The following is a 21,321-nucleotide window of genomic DNA, read 5'->3' on the forward strand; positions in this document are numbered from 1 at the left end:
CGGTTCCTGTTTCGCTCTTGCGCAGAGCAGTTCGCGCCGCATTCGTCGGCGAGTTCCGCGTGGCGGCGGAAAGGGGGAATGCGTCCGGGTGAGGATCAATCCGTCATACCGAGCCTGTCCGCAACCACCTTCGCGATCTCGGCAAGCGGCCCTGGCTGCACCATGTTTCGGTGCTCGCAGGCGATCGGGTAGTCCTCGATCCGGCCCTCGATGTGCGGTCGCCAACTCCGCGCCGTCGGCGCCTTGTCGTCCCGGCCCACCGTTGCGGTGAAGTGGAGGAGATCCCCGCCGAAGCGGACGGGGTCGAATCCGCTGAGCAACTTGTTGTTGTTGATGAAGATGTCCATGAGTGCGGCGGTGCTCCGCTCGTCGAGGCTGGCGAGCGCACTGCCTTCGCGCCGGAGGACGTCCAACGCGCCCGCCCGGTCGAGTCCCGCCCCGGCGTCCGCACCGGGATCGATCCCGACGAAGTGGAGGAGGTCGGCGAGGAGTTCTTTCTCCAGGCCCGCTTCCCCGCCGTAATCCTGCTCCGGAACGATCGGATAGGCGTCGAGCATCGCCAGCAACGCGACCTTCTCGCCCTTTTCCTGGAGCCGGGTGGCGATCACGTGCGAGACCATGCCGCCGAAGGACCAGCCCAGCAGGTGGTACGGGCCCTCCGGCTGCACCTCCCTGATCTGCGCCAGGTAGTCGTCGGCCATCTCCTCGAGGGTCGTCGGCAGCTGCGTCGCCTCGGCGAGGCCCCGGGCCTGCAGCCCGTAGATCGGGCGGTCCGGCCCGAGGTGCTGGAGCAGCCCGCCGTAGCACCAGCTCAGGCCGCCACCGGGGTGGATGCAGAAGAGCGGGGGCAGGGTGCCGTTCGCCCGCAGCGGCAGGAGGACGTCCAGCGCTCCTTCGCTGGTGTCCACGCCCAGGCGTTCGGCCAGGCCGGCCACGGTCGGTGCTTCGAACACGCTGCGGATCGACAGTTCCACACCCAGCAGGTCATGGACGCGGTTGATCAGGCGGGTCGCCAGCAGCGAGTGGCCGCCCAGGTCGAAGAAGCTGCTGTCGATGTCGACCCTGGGCATTCCCAGGACCTCGGCGAACACGCCGCACAGGATCTCCTCCTGGGGCGTGCGCGGGCCCCGCCCGGAGGACGCGATGTCGAGGACCGGCGCGGGCAGGGCCCGGCGGTCCACCTTGCCGCTGGGGGTCAGCGGCAGCGCGTCCAGCACGACGACCGCGGACGGCACCATGTGCTCCGGCAGCGCACCGGCCAGGTAGGTGATGCCCGCCAGGTAGGTGCGGAGCGCCGGGACGTCCACCTCGCGTCCGGGGACGGGCACGACATAACCGACGAGGCGTCCGTCGCCCGGACCGTCGGTCCGCAGCGCCACCGCCGCCTGTGAGACGTCCGGATGGCCGGCCAGGACCGTTTCGATCTCGCCGAGTTCCACCCGCATGCCCCGGACCTTGACCTGGGAGTCGGCGCGGCCGAGGTACTCCAGCTCGCCCGCGGCGTTCCAGCGGACCAGGTCGCCGGTGCGGTACATGCGCTCGCCGGGTGCGCCGAAGGGGTTGGCGACGAAGCGCTCGGACGTCAGCGCGGGTCGGTCCCAGTAGCCGCGGGCCAGTGCCTCGCCCGCCAGGTACAGCTCGCCGGTCACCCCGGCGGGCACCGGGGCCAGGCCGTCGTCCAGGACGTACGTCTGCGTGTTCCAGATGGGCCGGCCGATCGGCGCCGTCGCCCCCCACTGCGTCACGTCCTCCGGGACGGTGTGGGCGGTGATCAGGTGGGTTTCGGAGGGACCGTAGTGGTTGTGCAGCCGCCGGCCGGGCTCGGCCGTGACGAAGTCCCGCACGACCGGGGTCAGCCGCAGGGCTTCGCCTCCTTGGCCGATGTGGCGGAGGTCGGGGAGCGTACGGCCCTGGTCCAGCGCCGCCTCGCACACCGCCTCGACCATGACGTTCGGCGCGTACAGCTCCTCGATCCGGTGCTCTTCCAGCCACCGTACGAATCGCGCCGCGTCCCGTCGTACCTCGGCATCGGGAACGACCAACCGCTTGCCCGATCCCAGCGACTCCAGGATCTCCTGCGCCGAGACGTCGAAGCTGATGGCCGTGAACTGCGCCACCGACGCACCCGGCTTCCCGCCGATCGTCCCCATGTGCCACGCGATGAGGTTCGCCAGCGCGCCGACCGTCATCACCACGCCCTTGGGCGTGCCGGTGGAGCCGGAGGTGTAGATCACGTACGCCGGGGACTGCGGAAGTACGGCGCCGTTGCGTTCGTCCGCCGTGACGTCGGCCGCCGGGAGTTGTGCCAGCTCGCCGACCACGGAGGGATCGTCCAGCAGCACCCGCGCCACGCCGCCGGGGAGCCCGGACGCGACGTCCTCGGTGCTCACCATCAGCACCGGACCCGCGTCCTCCATCATGAACGCCAGCCGCTCGGCCGGGTAGTCCAGATCGAGGGGCAGGTAGGCGGCGCCGGTCTTGAGGACCGCCAGGACCGCGATGATCAGCTCGGCCGAGCGGGGCACCGCGAGCGCCACCAGCTGCTCGGGGCCCGCGCCACGGGCGATCAGCAGCCGCGCCAGGCGGTTCGCCCGCTCGTTGACCTCGCGGTAGGACAGTTCCGCTGCGTCGAAGATGACCGCGGGCGCCTCGGGCATGGCCCGCACCTGCGCTTCGAATGCCTGCGTCAGCACTCCGGGTGTCACCGCGTCCCGGCCGGTGGCGTTCCGTTCCACCAGGAGGCGGTCACGCTCATCGGCAGACAGCAGCTCCACGGCCCCGACGCGCAGGTCGGGCTCGGCTACTGCCTGTTCCAGCACGCGGACGAGCCGTTCGACCAGGGACTCCACCGTGCCCCGGTCGAAGAGGTCCGTGCTGAACTCCACGAACCCTTCGAGCCCCAGCGGCGCGCCCGCGCCGGAAACCCGCTCGTCGATGTTGAAGAGCAGATCGAACCGGGACGTGCCGGTGCCCACCGGTGCACTGTCGCTCGTCAGGCCGGGCAGGGACAGCTCGCCCGTCTTGGCGCTCTGGAAGGCCAGCATCACCTGGAACAGCGGGTGGTGCGAGAGCGAGCGGGTGGGGTTGAGGACCTCGACCAGGTGCTCGAAGGGGACGTCCTGGTGGGCGTAGGCCGCCAGGTCCGTCTCGCGCACCCGTTCCAGCAGCTCCTGGAACGAGGGGTCGCCGGAGACGTCGGTGCGCAGTACGAGGGTGTTGACGAAGAAGCCGACCAGGTCGTCGAGGGCTTCGTCCATGCGGCCCGCGATCGGCGAACCCAGGGGGATGTCCGTGCCGGCGCCCAGGCGCTTGAGCAGCACCGCCAAAGCGGCCTGGAGGACCATGAACACGCTCGCCCCGGACTCCCGGGCGAGTGCCACGATCCGGCCGTGCAGCTCCGCGTCCATCACCAGCGGCACCGCATCACCGGCATAAGTGGCCACGGCCGGCCGCGGCCGGTCCGCCGGCAGATCCAGCTGCTCGGGCAGGCCCTCCAACGTCTTGGTCCAGAACTGCACCTGACGCCCCGCCAGGCTCTCGGAGTCCTTCTCGTCGCCGAGGAGGCCGTGCTGCCAGAGCGTGTAGTCCACGTACTGCACCGGCAGCGCCGACCAGCCGGGCACCCGGCCGTCCACCCGCGCCGCGTACGCCTCGCCGACGTCCCGCGACAGGGGGCCCAGGGACCAGCCGTCGCCCGCGATGTGGTGCAGCACCAGCAGGAGCACGTGCTCGGTCGACGACAGCGCGAACAACGTCACGCGCAGCGGAGTCTCCGCGGCGAGGTCGAATCCGTACCGCGCCGCCCCGTCCAGCTGGGTCGGGAGCTCGTCTTCGGTCGTGTCGACGACGAAGAGCTCCGACGTGGCCTGGGAGACGTCGAGGACGTGCTGGCGCGGGCCCTCCGCACCGTCGGAGAACTTCGTCCGCAGGGTCTCGTGGCGTTCGAGGACGTCGAGGAGGGCGGCTTGGAGGGCGGTGCGGTCCAGTTCTCCCGACAGCCGGATGGCCATCGGCATGTTGTAGGTCGCGCTGGGTCCTTCGAGGCGGTGGAGGAACCACAGTCGTCGCTGGGCGAAGGACAGCGGTACCAGTTCCGGGCGGTCCGTGGTCACCCGCAGGGCCGGGCGTGCGCCTGTGCCGCCGGAGAGCCGTTCGGCCAGGCCTGCCACCGTCGGTGCTTCGAAGACCGCGCGGACCGACAGTTCCACGCCCAGTACGGACCGCACGCGGCTCACCAGGCGGGTGGCGAGCAGTGAGTGGCCGCCCAGTTCGAAGAAGCTGTCGTCGACGCCTACGTGGCCGACGCCGAGGACCTCGGCGAAGGCGGCGCAGAGCACTTCTTCCTGGGGCGAGCGGGGACCGCGCCCCGCCTTGCGTACGCCAAGGTCCGGGACGGGCAGCGCTCGCCGGTCCAACTTGCCGTTCGGCGTCAACGGCAGGGCATCCAGGCCCATGACCGCCGAGGGCACCATGTACTCCGGCAGGACCTCCGCCAGCCGCCGGCGCAGTGCCGACGGTTCCACTACCGCACCGTTGGAAGCCGGGACGACGTAGGCGACGATGCGCTGGTCGCCGGGGCGGTCCTCGCGGACGATGACGGAGGCCTGTGCGATGTCCTCGTGTGCAGTCAGCGCCGCCTCGATCTCGCCGAGTTCGATGCGGAAGCCGCGGACCTTGACCTGGGAGTCGGCGCGGCCGAGGTATTCCAGTTCGCCTGCGGTGTTCCAGCGGACGAGGTCGCCGGTGCGGTACATCCGCTCGCCGGGGGCGCCGAAGGGGTTGGCGACGAAGCGTTCCGCCGACAGTCCGGGTCGGTTCAGGTATCCGCGGGCCAGGCCGGCGCCCGCCAGGTACAGCTCACCGGCCACGCCGATGGGCATGGGTTGGAGTCCGGCGTCGAGGACGTAGGCGTGGCCGTTGGTTATGGGGCGGCCGATCGGGGGTGTGGTGGTGTCGTCGGTGTCGGCGAACCAGGCGGTGGCGTAGACGGTGGCTTCGGTGGGGCCGTAGATGTTGGCGATCTGGCATCCGGGCATGGCGGCGCGGATGTCTGCGACTGCTTGTGCGGAGAGGGCTTCTCCGGCCAGGACCACGGTGTTGGCTTCGATGGTGAGGCCGGGTTGTCCGACGACCTGCGCCAGGGCGGAGGGGACGGCGCTGATCAGGCTGCCGGACCAGTTGCGGCCCAGGAGTGCCAGTACATCGCGGACCACTTCGATGGAGCCGCCGGATACCAGTGGCGCGAACAGTTCGAAGACGGAGACGTCGAAGCTGAGGGAGGTGGCTGCCAGGACTCGTGAGAGTTGGCCGTCGGCGAAGGTGGTGGCTGCCCAGGACAGGAGGTCGGCCACGCTCTCCTGGGCGACTACTACGCCCTTGGGTGTGCCGGTGGAGCCGGAGGTGTAGATGACGTACGCCGGGGACTGCGGGAGCACGACGCCGCTGCGTTCGTCCGCCGTCACGTCGGCTGCCGGGAGTTCTGCCAGCTCGCCGACCACGGAGGGGTCGTCCAGCAGGACCCGTGCCACACCCCCGGGCAGGCTTCCGGCCGCTGCTGTGGTCGTCATCAGCAGGACGGGCTTGGCGTCCTGGACCATGAACGCCAGGCGTTCGGCGGGGTAGTCCACGTCCAGGGGGAGGTAGGCGGCGCCGGACTTCAGTACGGCCAGGACCGCGACGATCATTTCGGCCGAGCGGGGGACCGCGAGTGCGACCAGGTGGTCGGGGCCCGCGCCACGGGCGATGAGCAGCCGCGCCAGGCGGTTGGCCCGTTCGTTCAGCTCGCCGTACGACAACTCGGTCGTACCGAAGATCACCGCGGGGGCGTCGGGTGTGGCGCGGACCTGGGCTTCGAACGCCTCCGACAGCACGCCCGGGACCACGACGTCCCGGCCGGTGGCGTTCCACTCCACCAGGAGGCGGTCGCGTTCACCTGCCGACAGCAGCTCCACGGCCCCGACGCGCAGGTCGGGCTCGGCTACTGCCTGTTCCAGCACGCGGACGAGTCGTTCGACCAGGGACTCCACCGTGCCCCGGTCGAAGAGGTCCGTGCTGAACTCCACGAACCCTTCGAGGCCCAGCGGCGTGCCCGCGCCGGAAACCCGCTCGCGCAGGTTGAAGAAGAGGTCGAACCGCGAGGTTCCCGTCCCCACCGGCTCGATACGACTGTCCAGCCCCGGCAGCGCGAACGCACCCTGCGGGGTGTTCTGCAACGCCAGCATCACCTGGAACAGCGGGTGGTGCGAGAGCGAGCGGGCGGGGTTGAGGACCTCGACCAGGTGCTCGAAGGGCACGTCCTGGTGGGCGTAGGCCGCCAGGTCGGCTTCGCGTACGCGGCCCAGCAGTTCCCGGAAAGAGGGGTCGCCGGAGACGTCGGTGCGCAGCACGAGGGTGTTGACGAAGAAGCCGACCAGGTCGTCGAGGGCTTCGTCCATGCGGCCCGCGATCGGCGAACCGAAGGGGATGTCCGTGCCGGCGCCCAGGCGCTTGAGCAGTACCGCCAAAGCGGCCTGGAGGACCATGAACACGCTCGCCCCGGACTCCCGGGCCAGCGCCGCGATCCGGCCGTGCAGCTCCGCGTCCAGGACCAGCGGCACCGCATCGCCCGCATAGCTCGCCACCGCCGTCCGCGGACGGTCCACCGGCAGCTCCAGCTGCTCCGGTACGCCCGCCAGCCCTTCGGCCCAGTAGCGGACCTGGCGACTGATCAGGCTCTCGGGGTCGTTCTCGTCGCCCAGCAGCTCCTGCTGCCACAGCGTGTAGTCCACGTACTGCACCGGGAGCTCGTCCCAGCCGGGCGCGCCGCCCGCCGCCCGCGCCGCGTACGCCTCTCCCACGTCCCGCGACAGCGGCGCGAAGGACCAGCCGTCAGCGGCGATGTGGTTGAGGACCAGCAGCAGCACGTGCTCGGTCGGGGACAGCGCGAACAGCGTCACCCGCAGCGGAAGGTCGCTCTCCAGGTTGAAGCCTTCCGCGGCCGCGTCGGCCAGCTTCGCCTGCAGTTCCTCCTCCGTCGTCGGCACCACCGACAGTCCGACGCCGGCCTCGGAGACGCTCAGCACCTTCTGGTGCGGCACCCCGTCGGCTTCGGGAAACACCGTGCGCAGGCTCTCGTGGCGCTCGACCACGTCCGTGAGCGCCAGCCGCAGTGCGGCCCGGTCCAGGCTTCCCGAAAGGCGCATGGCCAACGGAATGTTGTAGGTCGCGCTGACCCCTTCGAGGCGATGCAGGAACCACATCCGGCGTTGCGCGTACGACAGCGGAATCATCGAGTCTCCCCCGGCCGCTGCATGCGACGCAGCTTTGGCCTCTGTGTCTTTTCAACGTTTTTCAGGGAACTGGCCAGCCCGGCGACGGTCGGCGCATCGAAGATGCTTCCGATCGAAATCTCCACGCCCAGTGCGGCCCGAACCCGACTGATCAGGCGCGTCGCGAGCAGCGAGTGACCGCCCAGTTCAAAGAAACTGTCATCGATACCGACCCGCGGTATTCCGAGCACTTCGGCGAACAGCTCACACAGCGTTTCTTCCTGCGGTGTGCGCGGTCCGCGCCCGGTGAGGTGCCCGGTGAAGTCCGGCGCGGGCAAAGCCCGGCGGTCCAGCTTGCCGTTCGGCGTCAACGGCAGGGATTCCAGGCTCACCACGGCCGACGGCACCATGTATTCCGGCAAAAGCTCCGGCAGTTGTCGGCGCAGCGAGGTGATGAGCGCCGCCGTCTGGCGTTGGCCGCCGGGGTCGTTCGTCGTAGGGGTGCCGGCCGTTGCCTCTCGTCCCGCTCCGGGGAGATAGACATCGGTGAGCGCGGTCGCGCTATCCGGAGCACTGTGGAGAAGAACGTCGAAGGAACCGTCGGGGCCGGTGTCCGACCACGTCGTCACGACCTCGTATCCCCATTCCGTGCCGAGCGCATGGAATGTCTCGGGATCCCATCCGGTGCTGCCGGAATCGGCGGCGCGCCGGCGCACCTCGGCCATCGATTCGTCCGCATCTATCGCGTGCAGCACGGCGACCTCGTGCGCCAGCCGCTGGTTGGCGACGCCGGTGACGCGCAAGGCGGCGGGCCGCTTCTGCGTCACGTACCGTGCGAGCTCGTCCGTGCCGGAGACGTCGCGGTCCCATCGCAGCGCCTCGGCCCCTCCGAAGGAAAGGGTCGCGGTCGCCTGCTTGTGGACGATGACGTCATAGCGATGCCGGGTCAGCTCATTGTGGTGCTCGCCCCGCCTGAGGCGAATATCAACCGCATTCACGTCGTCGAACCGGTCGCGCAGACCCGTGAAGAAGGCCGGGGACGCGAGGAGTTCCTTCTCGTCCGACACGGCGCGATTCACGGCCAGGCGTACGGCCGACACATCATCCGCGGCCGCGGAACGCGCGACGTGAACGGCGGCGTGGAAGCTTCGGACGAGATTCAGGTTCCGCACATCACCGATGAACAACCGGCCGCCGGGCTTGAGCAGTCGGAGGGCATTCTCCACCACCTGGAGGAGATAGGAACTGCCCGGGAAGTACTGCATCACGGAGTTGATGACGATCGTGTCGAAATACTCTTCCGACAGACCGGACGTTGCGTCTGCGGGCTGGCACAGCAGGTGCACTCGGTCGGCGAGGTCCGGGTGTTGTGCGACGTCCGCCCGCAGCTTTTCGATGACGGTGGACGAGAAGTCGCTGCCCCAGTACTCCGAACAATGCCCGGCGAGCTGCGCCAGCAACAGGCCGCTACCAACACCGAGTTCCAGCACGCGTTGCGGCTTCATGGACAGAATGCGATGAACGGTCGCATCGCGCCAAGCGCGCATCTGCTCCAGCGGAATGGGCTGCCCGTCGTAGCTGCTGACCCATCCGGTGAAGTCGTCACCGAAGTCGACGCTGTCCTTGGACTCCGCGTAAATGGAGTCGTAGACCTGCTGCCATTCCTCGACCTGCTCCCCTTCCACCTGGTCGTCCGACTGCGCCGCATCGGCCTTCGGGACGACGTAGGCGACGATGCGCTGGTCGCCGGGGCGGTCCTCGCGCACGATCACGGCGGCCTGAGCGACGTTCTCGTGCGCGGCGAGCGCCGCTTCGACTTCACCGAGTTCGATGCGGAAGCCGCGGACCTTGACCTGGGAGTCGGCGCGGCCGAGGTATTCCAGTTCGCCTGCGGTGTTCCAGCGGACGAGGTCGCCGGTGCGGTACATCCGCTCACCAGGGCCACCGAACGGATTCGCCACGAAGCGTTCCGCCGACAGTCCGGGACGGTTCAGATAGCCCCGCGCCAGCCCCGCGCCCGCCAGATACAGCTCACCCACCACGCCGATGGGCATGGGTTGGAGTCCGGCGTCGAGGACGTAGGCGTGGCCGTTGGTTATGGGGCGGCCGATCGGGGGTGTGGTGGTGTCGTCGGTGTCGGCGAACCAGGCGGTGGCGTAGACGGTGGCTTCGGTGGGGCCGTAGATGTTGGCGATCTGGCATCCGGGCATGGCGGCGCGGATGTCTGCGACTGCTTGTGCGGAGAGGGCTTCTCCGGCCAGGACTACGGTGTTGGCTTCGATGGTGAGGCCGGGTTGTCCGACGACCTGTGCCAGGGCGGAGGGGACGGCGCTGATCAGGCTGCCGGTCCAGTTGCGGCCCAGGAGTGCCAGTACATCGCGGACCACTTCGATGGAGCCGCCGGATACCAGTGGCGCGAACAGTTCGAAGACGGAGACGTCGAAGCTGAGGGAGGTGGCTGCCAGGACTCGTGAGAGTTGGCCGTCGGCGAAGGTGGTGACCGCCCAGGACAGGAGGTCGGCCACGCTCTCCTGGGCGACTACTACGCCCTTGGGTGTGCCGGTGGAGCCGGAGGTGTAGATGACGTAGGCCGGGGACTGCGGGAGCACGGCGCCGCTGCGTTCGTCCGCCGTCACGTCGGCCGTCGGCAGTTCTGCCAGCTCGCCGATCACCGCCGGATCGTCCAGCAGGACCCGCGCCACACCCTCCGGGAGACCGGACGCGACGTCCTTGGTGCTCACCAGCAGCACCGGCTTGGCGTCCTGGACCATGAACGCCAGGCGTTCGGCGGGGTAGTCCACGTCCAGGGGGAGGTAGGCGGCGCCCGACTTCAGTACGGCCAGGACCGCGACGATCATTTCGGCCGAGCGCGGTACCGCGAGTGCCACCAGGTGGTCGGGGCCCGCGCCACGGGCGATCAGCAGCCGCGCCAGACGGTTGGCCCGCTCGTTCAGCTCGCCGTAGGACAGTTCCGCTGCGTCGAAGATGACCGCGGGGGCGTCGGGTGTGGCGCGGACCTGGGTCTCGAACGCCTCCGAGAGCACGCCCGGGACCACGACGTCCCGGCCGGTGGCGTTCCACTCCACCAGGAGGCGGTCGCGCTCATCGGCAGACAGCAGCTCCACGGCCCCGACGCGCAGGTCGGGCTCGGCTACTGCCTGTTCCAGCACGCGGACGAGCCGTTCGACCAGGGACTCCACCGTGCCCCGGTCGAAGAGGTCCGTGCTGAACTCCACGAATCCTTCGAGGCCCAGCGGTGTGCCCGCGCCGGAAACCCGTTCGCGCAGGTTGAAGAAGAGGTCGAACCGCGAGGTTCCCGTCCCCACCGGCTCGATACGGCTGTCCAGTCCCGGGAGCGCGAACGCACCCTGCGGGGTGTTCTGCAACGCCAACATCACCTGGAACAGCGGGTGATGGGACAGCGAGCGGGCCGGATTCAAGACCTCCACCAGGTGCTCGAACGGCACGTCCTGATGCGCGTAAGCGGCCAGGTCCGTCTCGCGCACCCGTTCCAGCAGTTCCCGGAACGAGGGGTCGCCGGAGACGTCGGTGCGCAGTACGAGGGTGTTGACGAAGAAGCCGACCAGGTCGTCGAGGGCTTCGTCCATGCGGCCCGCGATCGGCGAACCCAGGGGGATGTCCGTGCCGGCTCCCAGGCGCTTGAGCAGCACCGCCAAAGCGGCCTGGAGGACCATGAACACGCTCGCCCCGGACTCCCGGGCGAGTGCCACGATCCGGCCGTGCAGCTCGGCACTCATCTCGATGTCGAGGAGGTCGCCTCGGTACGTGGTCGCCGCCGGTCGCGGGCGATCCACCGGAACGTCCAACCGCTCGGGGATGTTCGCCAGGGTCGTCTTCCAGTAGTCGACCTGTCGACTGATGGCGCTCTGGGGATCGTCCTCGCGTCCCAGCAGGTCCTGCTGCCAGAGCGTGTAGTCCACGTACTGCACCGGCAGCGCGGACCACTCGGGCAGCTGGCCTGCCACCCGCGCCGCATAGGCCTCGGCCACGTCCCGCGACAGGGGGCGCAGGGACCAGCCGTCGCCCGCGATGTGGTGCAGCACCAGGACCAGTACGTGCTCGGTGGGGGACAGTTCGAACAGCGTCACCCGCAGCGGAAGACCGTCCGCCAGGTCGAAGCCTTGCGCGGCCGCGTCGGCCAGCTTCGCCGGCAGTTCCTCCTCCGTCGTCGGCACCACAGACAGCTCGATGCGGACCTCGGAAAGGCTCAGCACCTTCTGCTGCGGCACCCCGTCGATTTCGGGGAATACCGTGCGCAGGCTTTCGTGGCGGGCGAGTACGTCGGTGAGGCCGGTGTGCAGGGCGGCACGGTCCAGGTCTCCCGACAGCCGGATCGCCATCGGCATGTTGTACGTCGCACTCGGCCCTTCCAGCCGGTGCAGGAACCACAACCGCCGCTGCGCGTACGACAACGGTGCCGTCTCGGGGCGGTCCTTGGCCGCCCGCAGAGCCTTCCTGGCCGTACCGGCGTGCGGGAGTCGCTGCGCCAGAGCGGCGACCGTCGGCGCCTCGAAGACCGCGCGCACGGACAGTTCCACGCCCAGTACGGACCGGACCCGACTCACCAGGCGCGTCGCGAGCAGCGAGTGGCCGCCCAGCTCGAAGAAGCTGTCCTCCACGCCGACCTGACCGGCGCCCAGCACCTCCGCGAAGATGCCGCACAGGATCTCCTCCTGCGGCGTCCGCGGGGCGCGCCCGGAGGGGGAGGCGTCGAGGGCCGGCGCGGGCAGGGCCCGGCGGTCCACCTTGCCGCTGGGGGTCAGCGGCAGCGCGTCCAGGCGCACCACCGCCGACGGCACCATGTAGTCGGGCAGCGTCTCCGACAGCCGCCGACGCAGCGCCGACGCATCCACCGCACCGCCGGAGGCGGGCACCGCATAGGCCACGACCCGTCGATCGCCGGGGCGGTCCTCACGCACCACCACCGCGGCCTGCGCCACCGCCTCCTGGCCCAGCAGCGCCGCCTCGACCTCACCCAGCTCGATCCGGAAACCCCGGACCTTGACCTGGGAGTCGGCGCGGCCGACGTACTCCAGCTCGCCCGCGGCGCTCCACCGCGCCAGGTCGCCGGTGCGGTACATGCGCTCGCCGGGGGCGCCGAAGGGGTTGGCGAGGAACCGCTCGGACGTCAGTCCGGGTCGGTCCCAGTAGCCGCGGGCCAGTGCCTCGCCCGCCAGGTACAGCTCGCCGGTCACCCCGGCGGGCACCGGGACCAGGCCGTCGTCCAGGACGTACGCCTGCGTGTTCCAGAGGGGCCGGCCGATCGGCGCCGTCGCGCCCCAGCCCGACACCTCGCCCGGCAGGGAGTACGTGGTGACGACGTGCGTCTCTGCGGGGCCGTAGTGGTTGTACAGGTTGCGGTCGGGGCGGGCGGAGAAGAACTCCTGTACCGCGGGGCTCAGGCGGAGGGCTTCGCCGGCCTGGGCAATGTGGCGGAGGTCGGGGAGCGTACGGCCCTGGTCCAGCGCCGCCTCGCACACTGCCTCGACCATGACGTTCGGCGCGTACAGCTCCTCGATCCGGTGTTCTTCCAGCCACCGTACGAATCGCGCCGCGTCCCGTCGTACCTCGGCATCGGGGACGACCAACCGCTTGCCCGATCCCAGCGACTCGAGGATCTCCTGTGCCGAGACGTCGAAGCTGATGGCCGTGAACTGCGCCACCGACGCGCCCGGCTTCCCGCCGATCGTCCCCATGTGCCAGGCGATGAGGTTCGCCAGCGCGCCGACCGTCATCACCACGCCCTTGGGCGTGCCGGTGGAGCCGGAGGTGTAGATCACGTACGCCGGGGACTGCGGGAGCACGACGCCGCTGCGTTCGTCCGCCGTGACGTCGGCCGCCGGGAGTTGTGCCAGCTCGCCGATCACCGGCGCGTCGTCCAGCAGTACTCGTGCCACGCCGTCCGGCAGGGTCTGGGCCGGTACCTCTGCGGTGGTCACCAGCAGGACGGGCTTGGCGTCCTGGACCATGAACGCCAGGCGTTCGGCGGGATAGTCCACGTCCAGGGGCAGGTAGGCGGCGCCGGACTTCAGCACGGCCAGGATCGCGATGATCAGCTCCGCGGAACGCGGGACGGCGAGCGCCACCAGCTGCTCGGGGCCCGCGCCACGGGCGATCAGCAGCCTGGCCAGGCGGTTCGCGCGCTCGTTCAGCTCCCCGTACGACAACTCGGTCGTGCCGAAGGCCAGCGCGGGTGCCTCGGGCGTGGCCCGCACCTGCGCCTCGAACGCCTCCGACAGCGCACCCGGTGTCACCGCGTCCCGGGCCGTGGCGTTCCACTCCACCACCAGCCGGTCACGCTCACCCGCCGCCAGCAGCTCCACGGCCCCGACGCGCAGGTCGGGCTCGGCCACGACCTGCTCCAGCACCCGGACGAGCCGTTCCACCAGGGACAGCACCGTGCCCCGGTCGAAGAGGTCCGTGCTGAACTCCACGAACCCTTCGAGCCCCAGCGGCGCGCCCGCGCCGGAAACCCGCTCATCGATGGTGAACAGCAGGTCGAACCGGGACGTGCCGGTGCCCACCGGTGCGCTGTCAGCCGTCAGGCCGGGCAGGGACAGCTCGCCCGCCGCCGCGCTCTGGAAGGCCAACATCACCTGGAACAGGGGGTGATGGGAGAGCGAGCGCGTCGGATTCAGCGCCTCGACCAGGTGCTCGAAGGGCACGTCCTGGTGGGCGTAGGCCGCCAGATCCGTCTCGCGCACCCGTCCCAGCAGCTCCCGGAACGACGGATCGCCGGAGACGTCCGTCCGCAGCACCAGCGTGTTGACGAAGAACCCGACCAGGTCGTCGAGGGCTTCGTCCATGCGGCCCGCGATCGGCGAACCCAGGGGGATGTCCGTGCCGGCGCCCAGGCGCTTGAGCAGCACCGCCAAACCGGCCTGGAGGACCATGAACACACTCGCCCCGGACTCCCGGGCGAGCGCCGCGATCCGGCCGTGCAGCTCCGCGTCCAAGGCCAGCGGCACCGCATCGCCCGCATAGCTCGCCACCGCCGGCCGTGAGCGGTCCGCCGGCAGCTCCAGCTGCTCCGGGATGCCTGCCAAGGCCGTCTTCCAGTAGTCGACCTGCCGGCCGAGGACGCTCCGGGGATCGTCCTCGCGTCCCAGCAGGTCCTGCTGCCAGAGCGTGTAGTCCACGTACTGCACCGGCAGCGCGGACCAGCCGGGCACCCGGCCGTCCACCCGTGCCGCATACGCCTCGCTCAGGTCACGCAGCGCGGGACCGAGCGAGCCGCCGTCGCCGGCGATGTGGTGCAGCGTCAGCAGGAGGACGTGCTCGGTCGGCGACAGCACGAACAGCGTGGCGCGCAGGGGGATTTCCGCGGTCAGGTCGAATGCGTGGGCCGCGGACTCGGCGATGTTCCGCGAGAGGTCGTCCTCGGTGGTGGGGACGACGGGGAGGTCGAGTGCCACCGTTTCCAGCACGCGCTGGTACGGAACGCCGTCGGCCTCACCGAAGAGCGTCCGCAGGGTCTCGTGGCGTTCGAGGACGTCCAGGAGGGCGGCTTGGAGGGCCGTGCGGTCCAGGTCTCCCGACAGCCTGATCGCCATCGGCATGTTGTAGGTCGCGCTGGGTCCTTCGAGGCGGTGCAGGAACCACAGCCGTCGCTGCGCGTACGACAACGGGATCGACTCCGGACGGTCCGCGACCGCCCGCAGGGCCGGGCGTGCGCCCGCGCCGCCGGAGAGCCGTTCGGCCAGGCCTGCCACCGTCGGTGCCTCGAAGACCGCGCGGACCGACAGTTCCACGCCCAGTACGGACCGCACGCGGCTCACCAGGCGGGTCGCGAGCAGCGAGTGGCCGCCCAGCTCGAAGAAGCTGTCCTCCGCGCCGACCCGGTCCACGCCCAGGACCTCGGCGAAGATGCCGCACAGGGCCTCTTCCTGCGGCGTCCGCGGGGCTCGGCCGGTGGGCGCGACATCGAGGACCGGCGCGGGGAGGGCCCGCCGGTCCAGCTTTCCGCTGGCGGTCAACGGCAGGGATTCCAGGCCCACCACCGCCGACGGGACCATGTACTCCGGCAGCATCTCCGACAGCCGCTGACGCAGCGCCGACGGTTCCACCGCCCGCTCGGCCTCCGGTACGACGTAGGCGACGATGCGCTGGTCGCCGGCGCGGTCCTCGCGCACGATGACGGCGGCCTGTGCGATGTCCTCGTGTGCAGTCAGCGCCGCCTCGATCTCGCCGAGTTCGATGCGGAAGCCGCGGACCTTGACCTGGGAGTCGGCGCGGCCGAGGTATTCCAGCTCGCCTTCGCTGCTCCAGCGGACGAGGTCGCCGGTGCGGTACATCCGCTCACCCGGGCCACCGAACGGATTCGCCACGAAGCGTTCCGCCGACAGTCCGGGGCGGTTCAGATAGCCCCGCGCCAGACCCGTGCCCGCCAGGTACAGCTCGCCGACCACGCCCACCGGCACCGGAGCCAGCCCGGCGTCCAGGACGTACACCTGCGTGTTCCAGATGGGCCGCCCGATCGGGGGGTGGGCGTCTCCCGTCTGCGGAGCACAGGCGTGATGGGTGACGTCGACGGATGCCTCGGTCGGTCCGTAGAGGTTGTGCAGCGGGATGTCCAGGCTCGCCTGGAACGACTGGGTGAGGTCGGCGGTCAGGGCCTCACCGCTGCACATCACCTGCCGCAGGCTCGCGCAGGCGGCGGCCGTCGGCTGGGCCAGGAAGGCCCGCAGCATCGACGGCACGAAGTGCGCGGTCGTGACCTGCTGTTCGTCGATGAGGGCGGCGAGGTACGCCGGGTCCTTGTGGCCCCCGGGTCGCGCGACGACGAGACCGGCGCCCGCGATCAGCGGCCAGAAGAACTCCCAGACGGACACGTCGAAGCTCGACGGGGTCTTCTGCAGCACCCGGTCGTCACCGGTGAGGTGGTACTGGTCCTGCATCCACAGCAGCCGGTTGACGATCCCCTCGTGGGGAACCAGGACGCCCTTCGGGCGGCCGGTCGAGCCGGAGGTGTAGATGACGTATGCGGGGTGCCGCGGCAGCAGACCTGCGGCGGGCCGGCCGGACTCCGGCCGTTCCGCGTCGTCCGCCGGGCGGGCCAGGCGGGTCCGGGTCTCGGGGCTGTCCAGCACGATCCGTTCCGGCGCCGCGTCGGTCCCGGCCAGGAGGGCGGACGTCTCCTCGGTGACGAGCAACAGGACCGGCCGGGCGTCGCCGAGCACGAAGGCGGTGCGCTCGGTCGGGTCGTCCGGGTCGATCGGCAGGTAGGCCGCACCGGACTTCAGCACCGCCAGGAGGGCGACGATCAGATCGAGGGAGCGGGGAACGGCGACCGCCACCACACCTTCGGGGCCCGCGCCGCGATGCGTCAGCAGGGCGGCCAGCCGGTCCGCCCGTGCGAACAGGTCCGCGTACGTCAGCTCGGCGCCTTCGAAGGCCACGGCCGTGCGGTCCGGCGTCCGTGCCGCTTGCGCTTCGAGGAGATCCGTCAGCGTGTGCGCGTGCTCGGCGGTCTTGTGCGCGGTGGCGTTCCACTCGGCCACGATCTGGTGGCGGGCCGGGGCCGTGAGGAGTTCGACGTCCCGGAGGGGCCGGTCCGCGTGGTGGACGGCCTCCGCCAGGAACTGGGACAGGTAGGCCGCGATGCGCTGCGCGCTGTCCTGGTCGAAGAGGTCGGCGCTGTACTCGATGCGGCAGTCGATACCCGCGGGGCTGCCGTCGTCGAGGTGCAGTTCGCTGTAGGAGACGGAGAGGCTGAATTTCGCCGTGCCCGTACCGAGCGGACGCAGGCTCGAGGTGAGGCCGGGCAGCTCGACCAGTCCGGCGTCGACGTCCTCGGCCGCGAGCAGCACCTGGAACAGCGGGTGGTGCGAGAGCGAGCGGGCCGGGCTGAGGACCTCCACCAGGTGCTCGAAGGGGACGTCCTGGTGGGCGTAGGCGGCCAGGTCCGTCTCGCGCACCCGTCCCAGCAGCTCCCGGAACGACGGATCACCGGAGACGTCCGTCCGCAGCACCAGCGTGTTGACGAACACGCCCACCAGGTCGTCGAGCGCCTGGTCGGTACGGCCGGCGATCGGGGAACCGATAGGGATGTCCGTGCCCGCGCCGAGCTTGTGCAGCAGCGCGGCGAGCGCGGCCTGGACGACCATGAACACGGTCGAACCGGTCTCCCGGGCCAGGGCGACCGCCGACCGGTGCACCTCCGCGCCGAGCGCGAAGGGCACCACGCCACCGGCGTACGTGGCCACGGCCGGGTGCGGGCGGTCCGCGGGCAGATCCAACCGCTCGGGGATCCCCGCGAGGGCGTCCTTCCAGTAGGCGACCTGCCGGCTGATGACGCTGTCCGGCTCTTCGACGCTGCCGAGGAGCTGCTGCTGCCACAGCACATAGTCCGCGTACTGCACGGGGAGCGCGGCGGGCCACTCGGCGGCCCGGTCCGCGGTACGTGCCGTGTACGCCCGGCCCAGGTCCTTGGCCAGCGGGGCGACGGACCAGCCGTCGGCGGCGATGTGGTGCAGCACCAGCGCCACCACGTGCTCGGTGGGCGACAGCTCCAGCAGGGTGACGCGCAGCGGGATCTCGGTGGCGAGGTCGAAGGCGTGGGTGGCGATGCGCTCCAACTGCGCGGCGAGGTCGTCCTCGGTGGCGGTGACGACGGGGAGGTCGAGTTCCACCGTCTCCAGCACGCGCTGGTACGGAACGCCGTCGGCCTCACCGAAGACCGTCCGCAGGCTCTCGTGGCGTTCGAGGACGTCGAGGAGGGCGGCTTGGAGGGCGGTGTGGTCCAGGTCTCCCGACAGCCGGATGGCCATCGGCATGTTGTAGGTCGCGCTGGGTCCTTCGAGGCGGTGGAGGAACCACAGTCGTCGCTGGGCGAAGGACAGCGGCACCAGTTCCGGACGGTCCGCGGTCACCCGCAGGGCCGGGCGTGCGCCCGTGCCGCCGGAGAGCCGTTCGGCCAGGCCTGCCACCGTCGGTGCTTCGAAGACCGCGCGGACCGACAGTTCCACGCCCAGTACGGACCGGACCCGGCTCACCAGGCGGGTGGCGAGCAGTGAGTGGCCGCCCAGTTCGAAGAAGCTGTCGTCGACGCCTACGTGGCCGACGCCGAGGACCTCGGCGAAGGCGGCGCAGAGCACTTCTTCCTGGGGCGAGCGGGGACCGCGCCCCGCCTTGCGGACCCCGAGGTCCGGGACGGGCAGGGCCCGGCGGTCCAGCTTGCCGTTCGGCGTCAACGGCAGGGCATCCAGGCCCATGACCGCCGAGGGCACCATGTACTCCGGCAGGACCTCCGCCAGCCGCCGGCGCAGTGCCGACGGTTCCACTACCGCACCGTTGGAAGCCGCTACGGCGTAGGCGACGATGCGCTGGTCGCCGGGGCGGTCCTCGCGGACGATGACGGCGGCTTGTGCGATGTCCTCGTGTGCGGTGAGCGCCGCCTCGATCTCGCCGAGTTCGATGCGGAAGCCGCGGACCTTGACCTGGGAGTCGGCGCGGCCGACGTACTCCAGCTCGCCTTCGCTGCTCCAGCGGACGAGGTCGCCGGTGCGGTACATCCGCTCACCCGGGCCACCGAACGGATTCGCCACGAAGCGTTCCGCCGACAGTCCGGGACGGTTCAGGTATCCGCGGGCCAGACCCGCGCCCGCCACATACAGCTCGCCGACCACGCCCACCGGCACCGGAGCCAGTCCGGCGTCCAGGACGAACACCTGGCTGTTGACGACGGGCCGACCGATCGGGGGCGCGCCCGCCCCGGAGAGGGGGGCGCTCATGGTCGCGCAGACGGTGGTCTCGGTCGGACCGTAGGCGTTGATCATCGTCCGGTCGCGGGACCAGTCACTGATCAGGGCGGCCGACGGCGCCTCGCCGGCGACCACCAGCGTGGTCACCGTGGGCAGGGAGTCCGCGGCCATGGTTGCCAGCGCGGCGGGCGGAATCGTGGCGTGGGTGATGCGGTGCTCGGCTGCCAGCTCGGCCAGCGCGCGGCCGGGCACCAGGCGCTCGCCGGAAGCGAGCACCAGCGTGGCGCCGGTCAGGAGCGCCATGCACCATTCCCAGAACATCGCGTCGAAGCTCGCCGACGCGAATTGCAGGACCCTGCTGTCCGGGCCGACGCCCAGTCCTTCGGCTTGCTGTGCGACGAGACTCGCGGCACCCGTGTGCGTCACGGCCACGCCCTTGGGCGTGCCGGTGGAGCCGGAGGTGTAGATCACGTAGGCCGGGGAGTGCGGAAGTACGACGCCGCTGCGTTCGTCCGCCGTGACGTCGGCCGCCGGGAGTTGTGCCAGCTCGCCGATCACCGGCGCGTCGTCCAGCAGGACTCGTGCCACGCCGTCCGGCAGGGTCTGGGCCGGTACCTCTGCGGTGGTCACCAGCAGGACGGGCTTGGCGTCCTGGACCATGAACGCCAGGCGTTCGGCGGGGTAGTCCACGTCCAGGGGGAGGTAGGCGGCGCCCGACTTCAGCACCGCCAGGATCGCGATGATCAGCTCGGCGGAACGCGGGACGGCGAGCGCCACCAGCTGCTCGGGGCCCGCGCCACGGGCGATCAGCAGCCTGGCCAGGCGGTTCGCGCGCTCGTTCAGCTCGCCGTACGACAGTTCCGATGCGTCGAAGATGACCGCGGGTGCCTCGGGCGTGGCGCGGACCTGGGTCTCGAACGCCTCCGACAGCACGCCCGGTGTCACCGCGTCCCGGGCCGTGGCGTTCCACTCGACCAGTAGCCGGTCACGCTCATCCGTCGACAGCAACTCGGCCCGGACGAGGGGCTGTTCGATGCCGACGGAGAGGGAGGATTCGAGGAAGCGCAGGAAGCGCTGTTGCAGCGTGGCGACCTCGGGCTCGCTGTAGAGCTGCGGGTTGGCGTCGAAGTCGAGGCGGATGTCCTGGCCGTCGTGGGTGTCGTAGACGGCGATCGAGAGGTCTTCGACGGGGCCGTTGGAGATGTTGTGGAAGTGGGTGCGGTGGGACGCCATCCGCAGGTCGTAGTCGAACGACATGTAGTTGACGAGGGGACCGAAGATTCCCTGGCGCCCGTTGAGGGCGGGCAGTTCGCGGCGGAGCTCGTCGCTGCCGTACCGGAGGTGCCGCAGCGCCTGGAAGGTCTCCTGTGACGTCTGCCGGATGAGGTCGGTCATGGCGGTGCCGGGGCCGGCCGGCAGGCGGAGCGGTACGGCGTGGGCGAGCATGCCGGGGATGCGCCGCAGCCGAGCGCTGTCGCGGCCGGTCACGGCGAGGCCGAGGACGACCTCGTTCGCGCCGGTCATCCGCTGGACGTACGCCGCCACCGCGGCGGTGATCACGCCCGGAACGGTGGTGCCGGTGTTCGCGGCCGTCTTGCGCACCAGTTCCGAGACGGCGTGCGGAAGGTAGGCCGTGCGGCGCAGGAAGGTGGACGGCATGGACAGGGGCGGGCCGGCGAGCCGGACGGCTTCCGGGGCGTCGCTGAAGCGGTTCAGCCAGTAGGCCCGGCTCTTCTCGTACCGGCGGGACCCGTGGTGGTCCGCTTCGTCCTGGAGCAGGGCGGCCAGCGACCCGAAACGGGTGGCCGGGACGGGCTGGTCGTCGGAGAGCGCCGTGTAGATCTCCGCCACCCGCCGCACGACGAGGGAGACGCTCAGGGCGTCGAGCACGATGTGGTGGGTGCCCTGGTACCAGAAGAAGCGATCGGGGCCGACGGTGAAGAGCGCCTGGCGGAACAGCGGGGCCTGCGCGAGGTCGTACGGCTTGGCCAGATCGGCCCGCATCCACTCCTCGGCGGCGGCGCGCGGGTCGGGTGCGTCGCTGACGTCGATGCGATGGAGCGGCCACGGGGACGACGCGGGGTCGAGGATCTGGCCGGGTTCGCCGCTGCGCTCGACGAACCGTACGTGGAGGGTCTCGGCCTCTTCGACGGCCTGGCGAAGCGCCGCTTCGAACAGGGCCGGGTCGATCGGGCCGAGTATCTCCAGATAGCCGCCGACGTTGTAGATCGGGTTGTCCAGATCGAGTTGCTGCGCGAACCACACTTCGCGCTGTGCCGAGGTCAAAGGCAGAACAATTCCACGGCCGTCACTGGACAACGTCTCGCTCCCGTCTTTACGCATTACTAATC

General features: G+C 70.6%; 2 protein-coding genes. Both read right to left on the reverse strand.

Annotation, left to right across the window (positions count from 1 at the left end):
- Positions 1 to 95: 95 nt before the first annotated feature.
- The gene (locus tag ACIGWZ_RS33340; protein WP_400070639.1) at positions 96 to 7,268 is read right to left on the reverse strand and encodes an amino acid adenylation domain-containing protein; all 7,173 of its coding nucleotides are present in this window, start codon (positions 7,266 to 7,268) and stop codon (positions 96 to 98) included.
- The gene (locus tag ACIGWZ_RS33345) at positions 7,265 to 21,256 is read right to left on the reverse strand and encodes an amino acid adenylation domain-containing protein (RefSeq protein WP_400070640.1); all 13,992 of its coding nucleotides are present in this window, start codon (positions 21,254 to 21,256) and stop codon (positions 7,265 to 7,267) included. Before ACIGWZ_RS33345 ends, ACIGWZ_RS33340 begins: the two co-directional genes overlap by 4 nt.
- Positions 21,257 to 21,321 lie beyond the last annotated feature (65 nt).

The sequence above is a fragment of the Streptomyces sp. NPDC053427 genome (assembly GCF_044544985.1).
Taxonomy (GTDB): domain Bacteria; phylum Actinomycetota; class Actinomycetes; order Streptomycetales; family Streptomycetaceae; genus Streptomyces.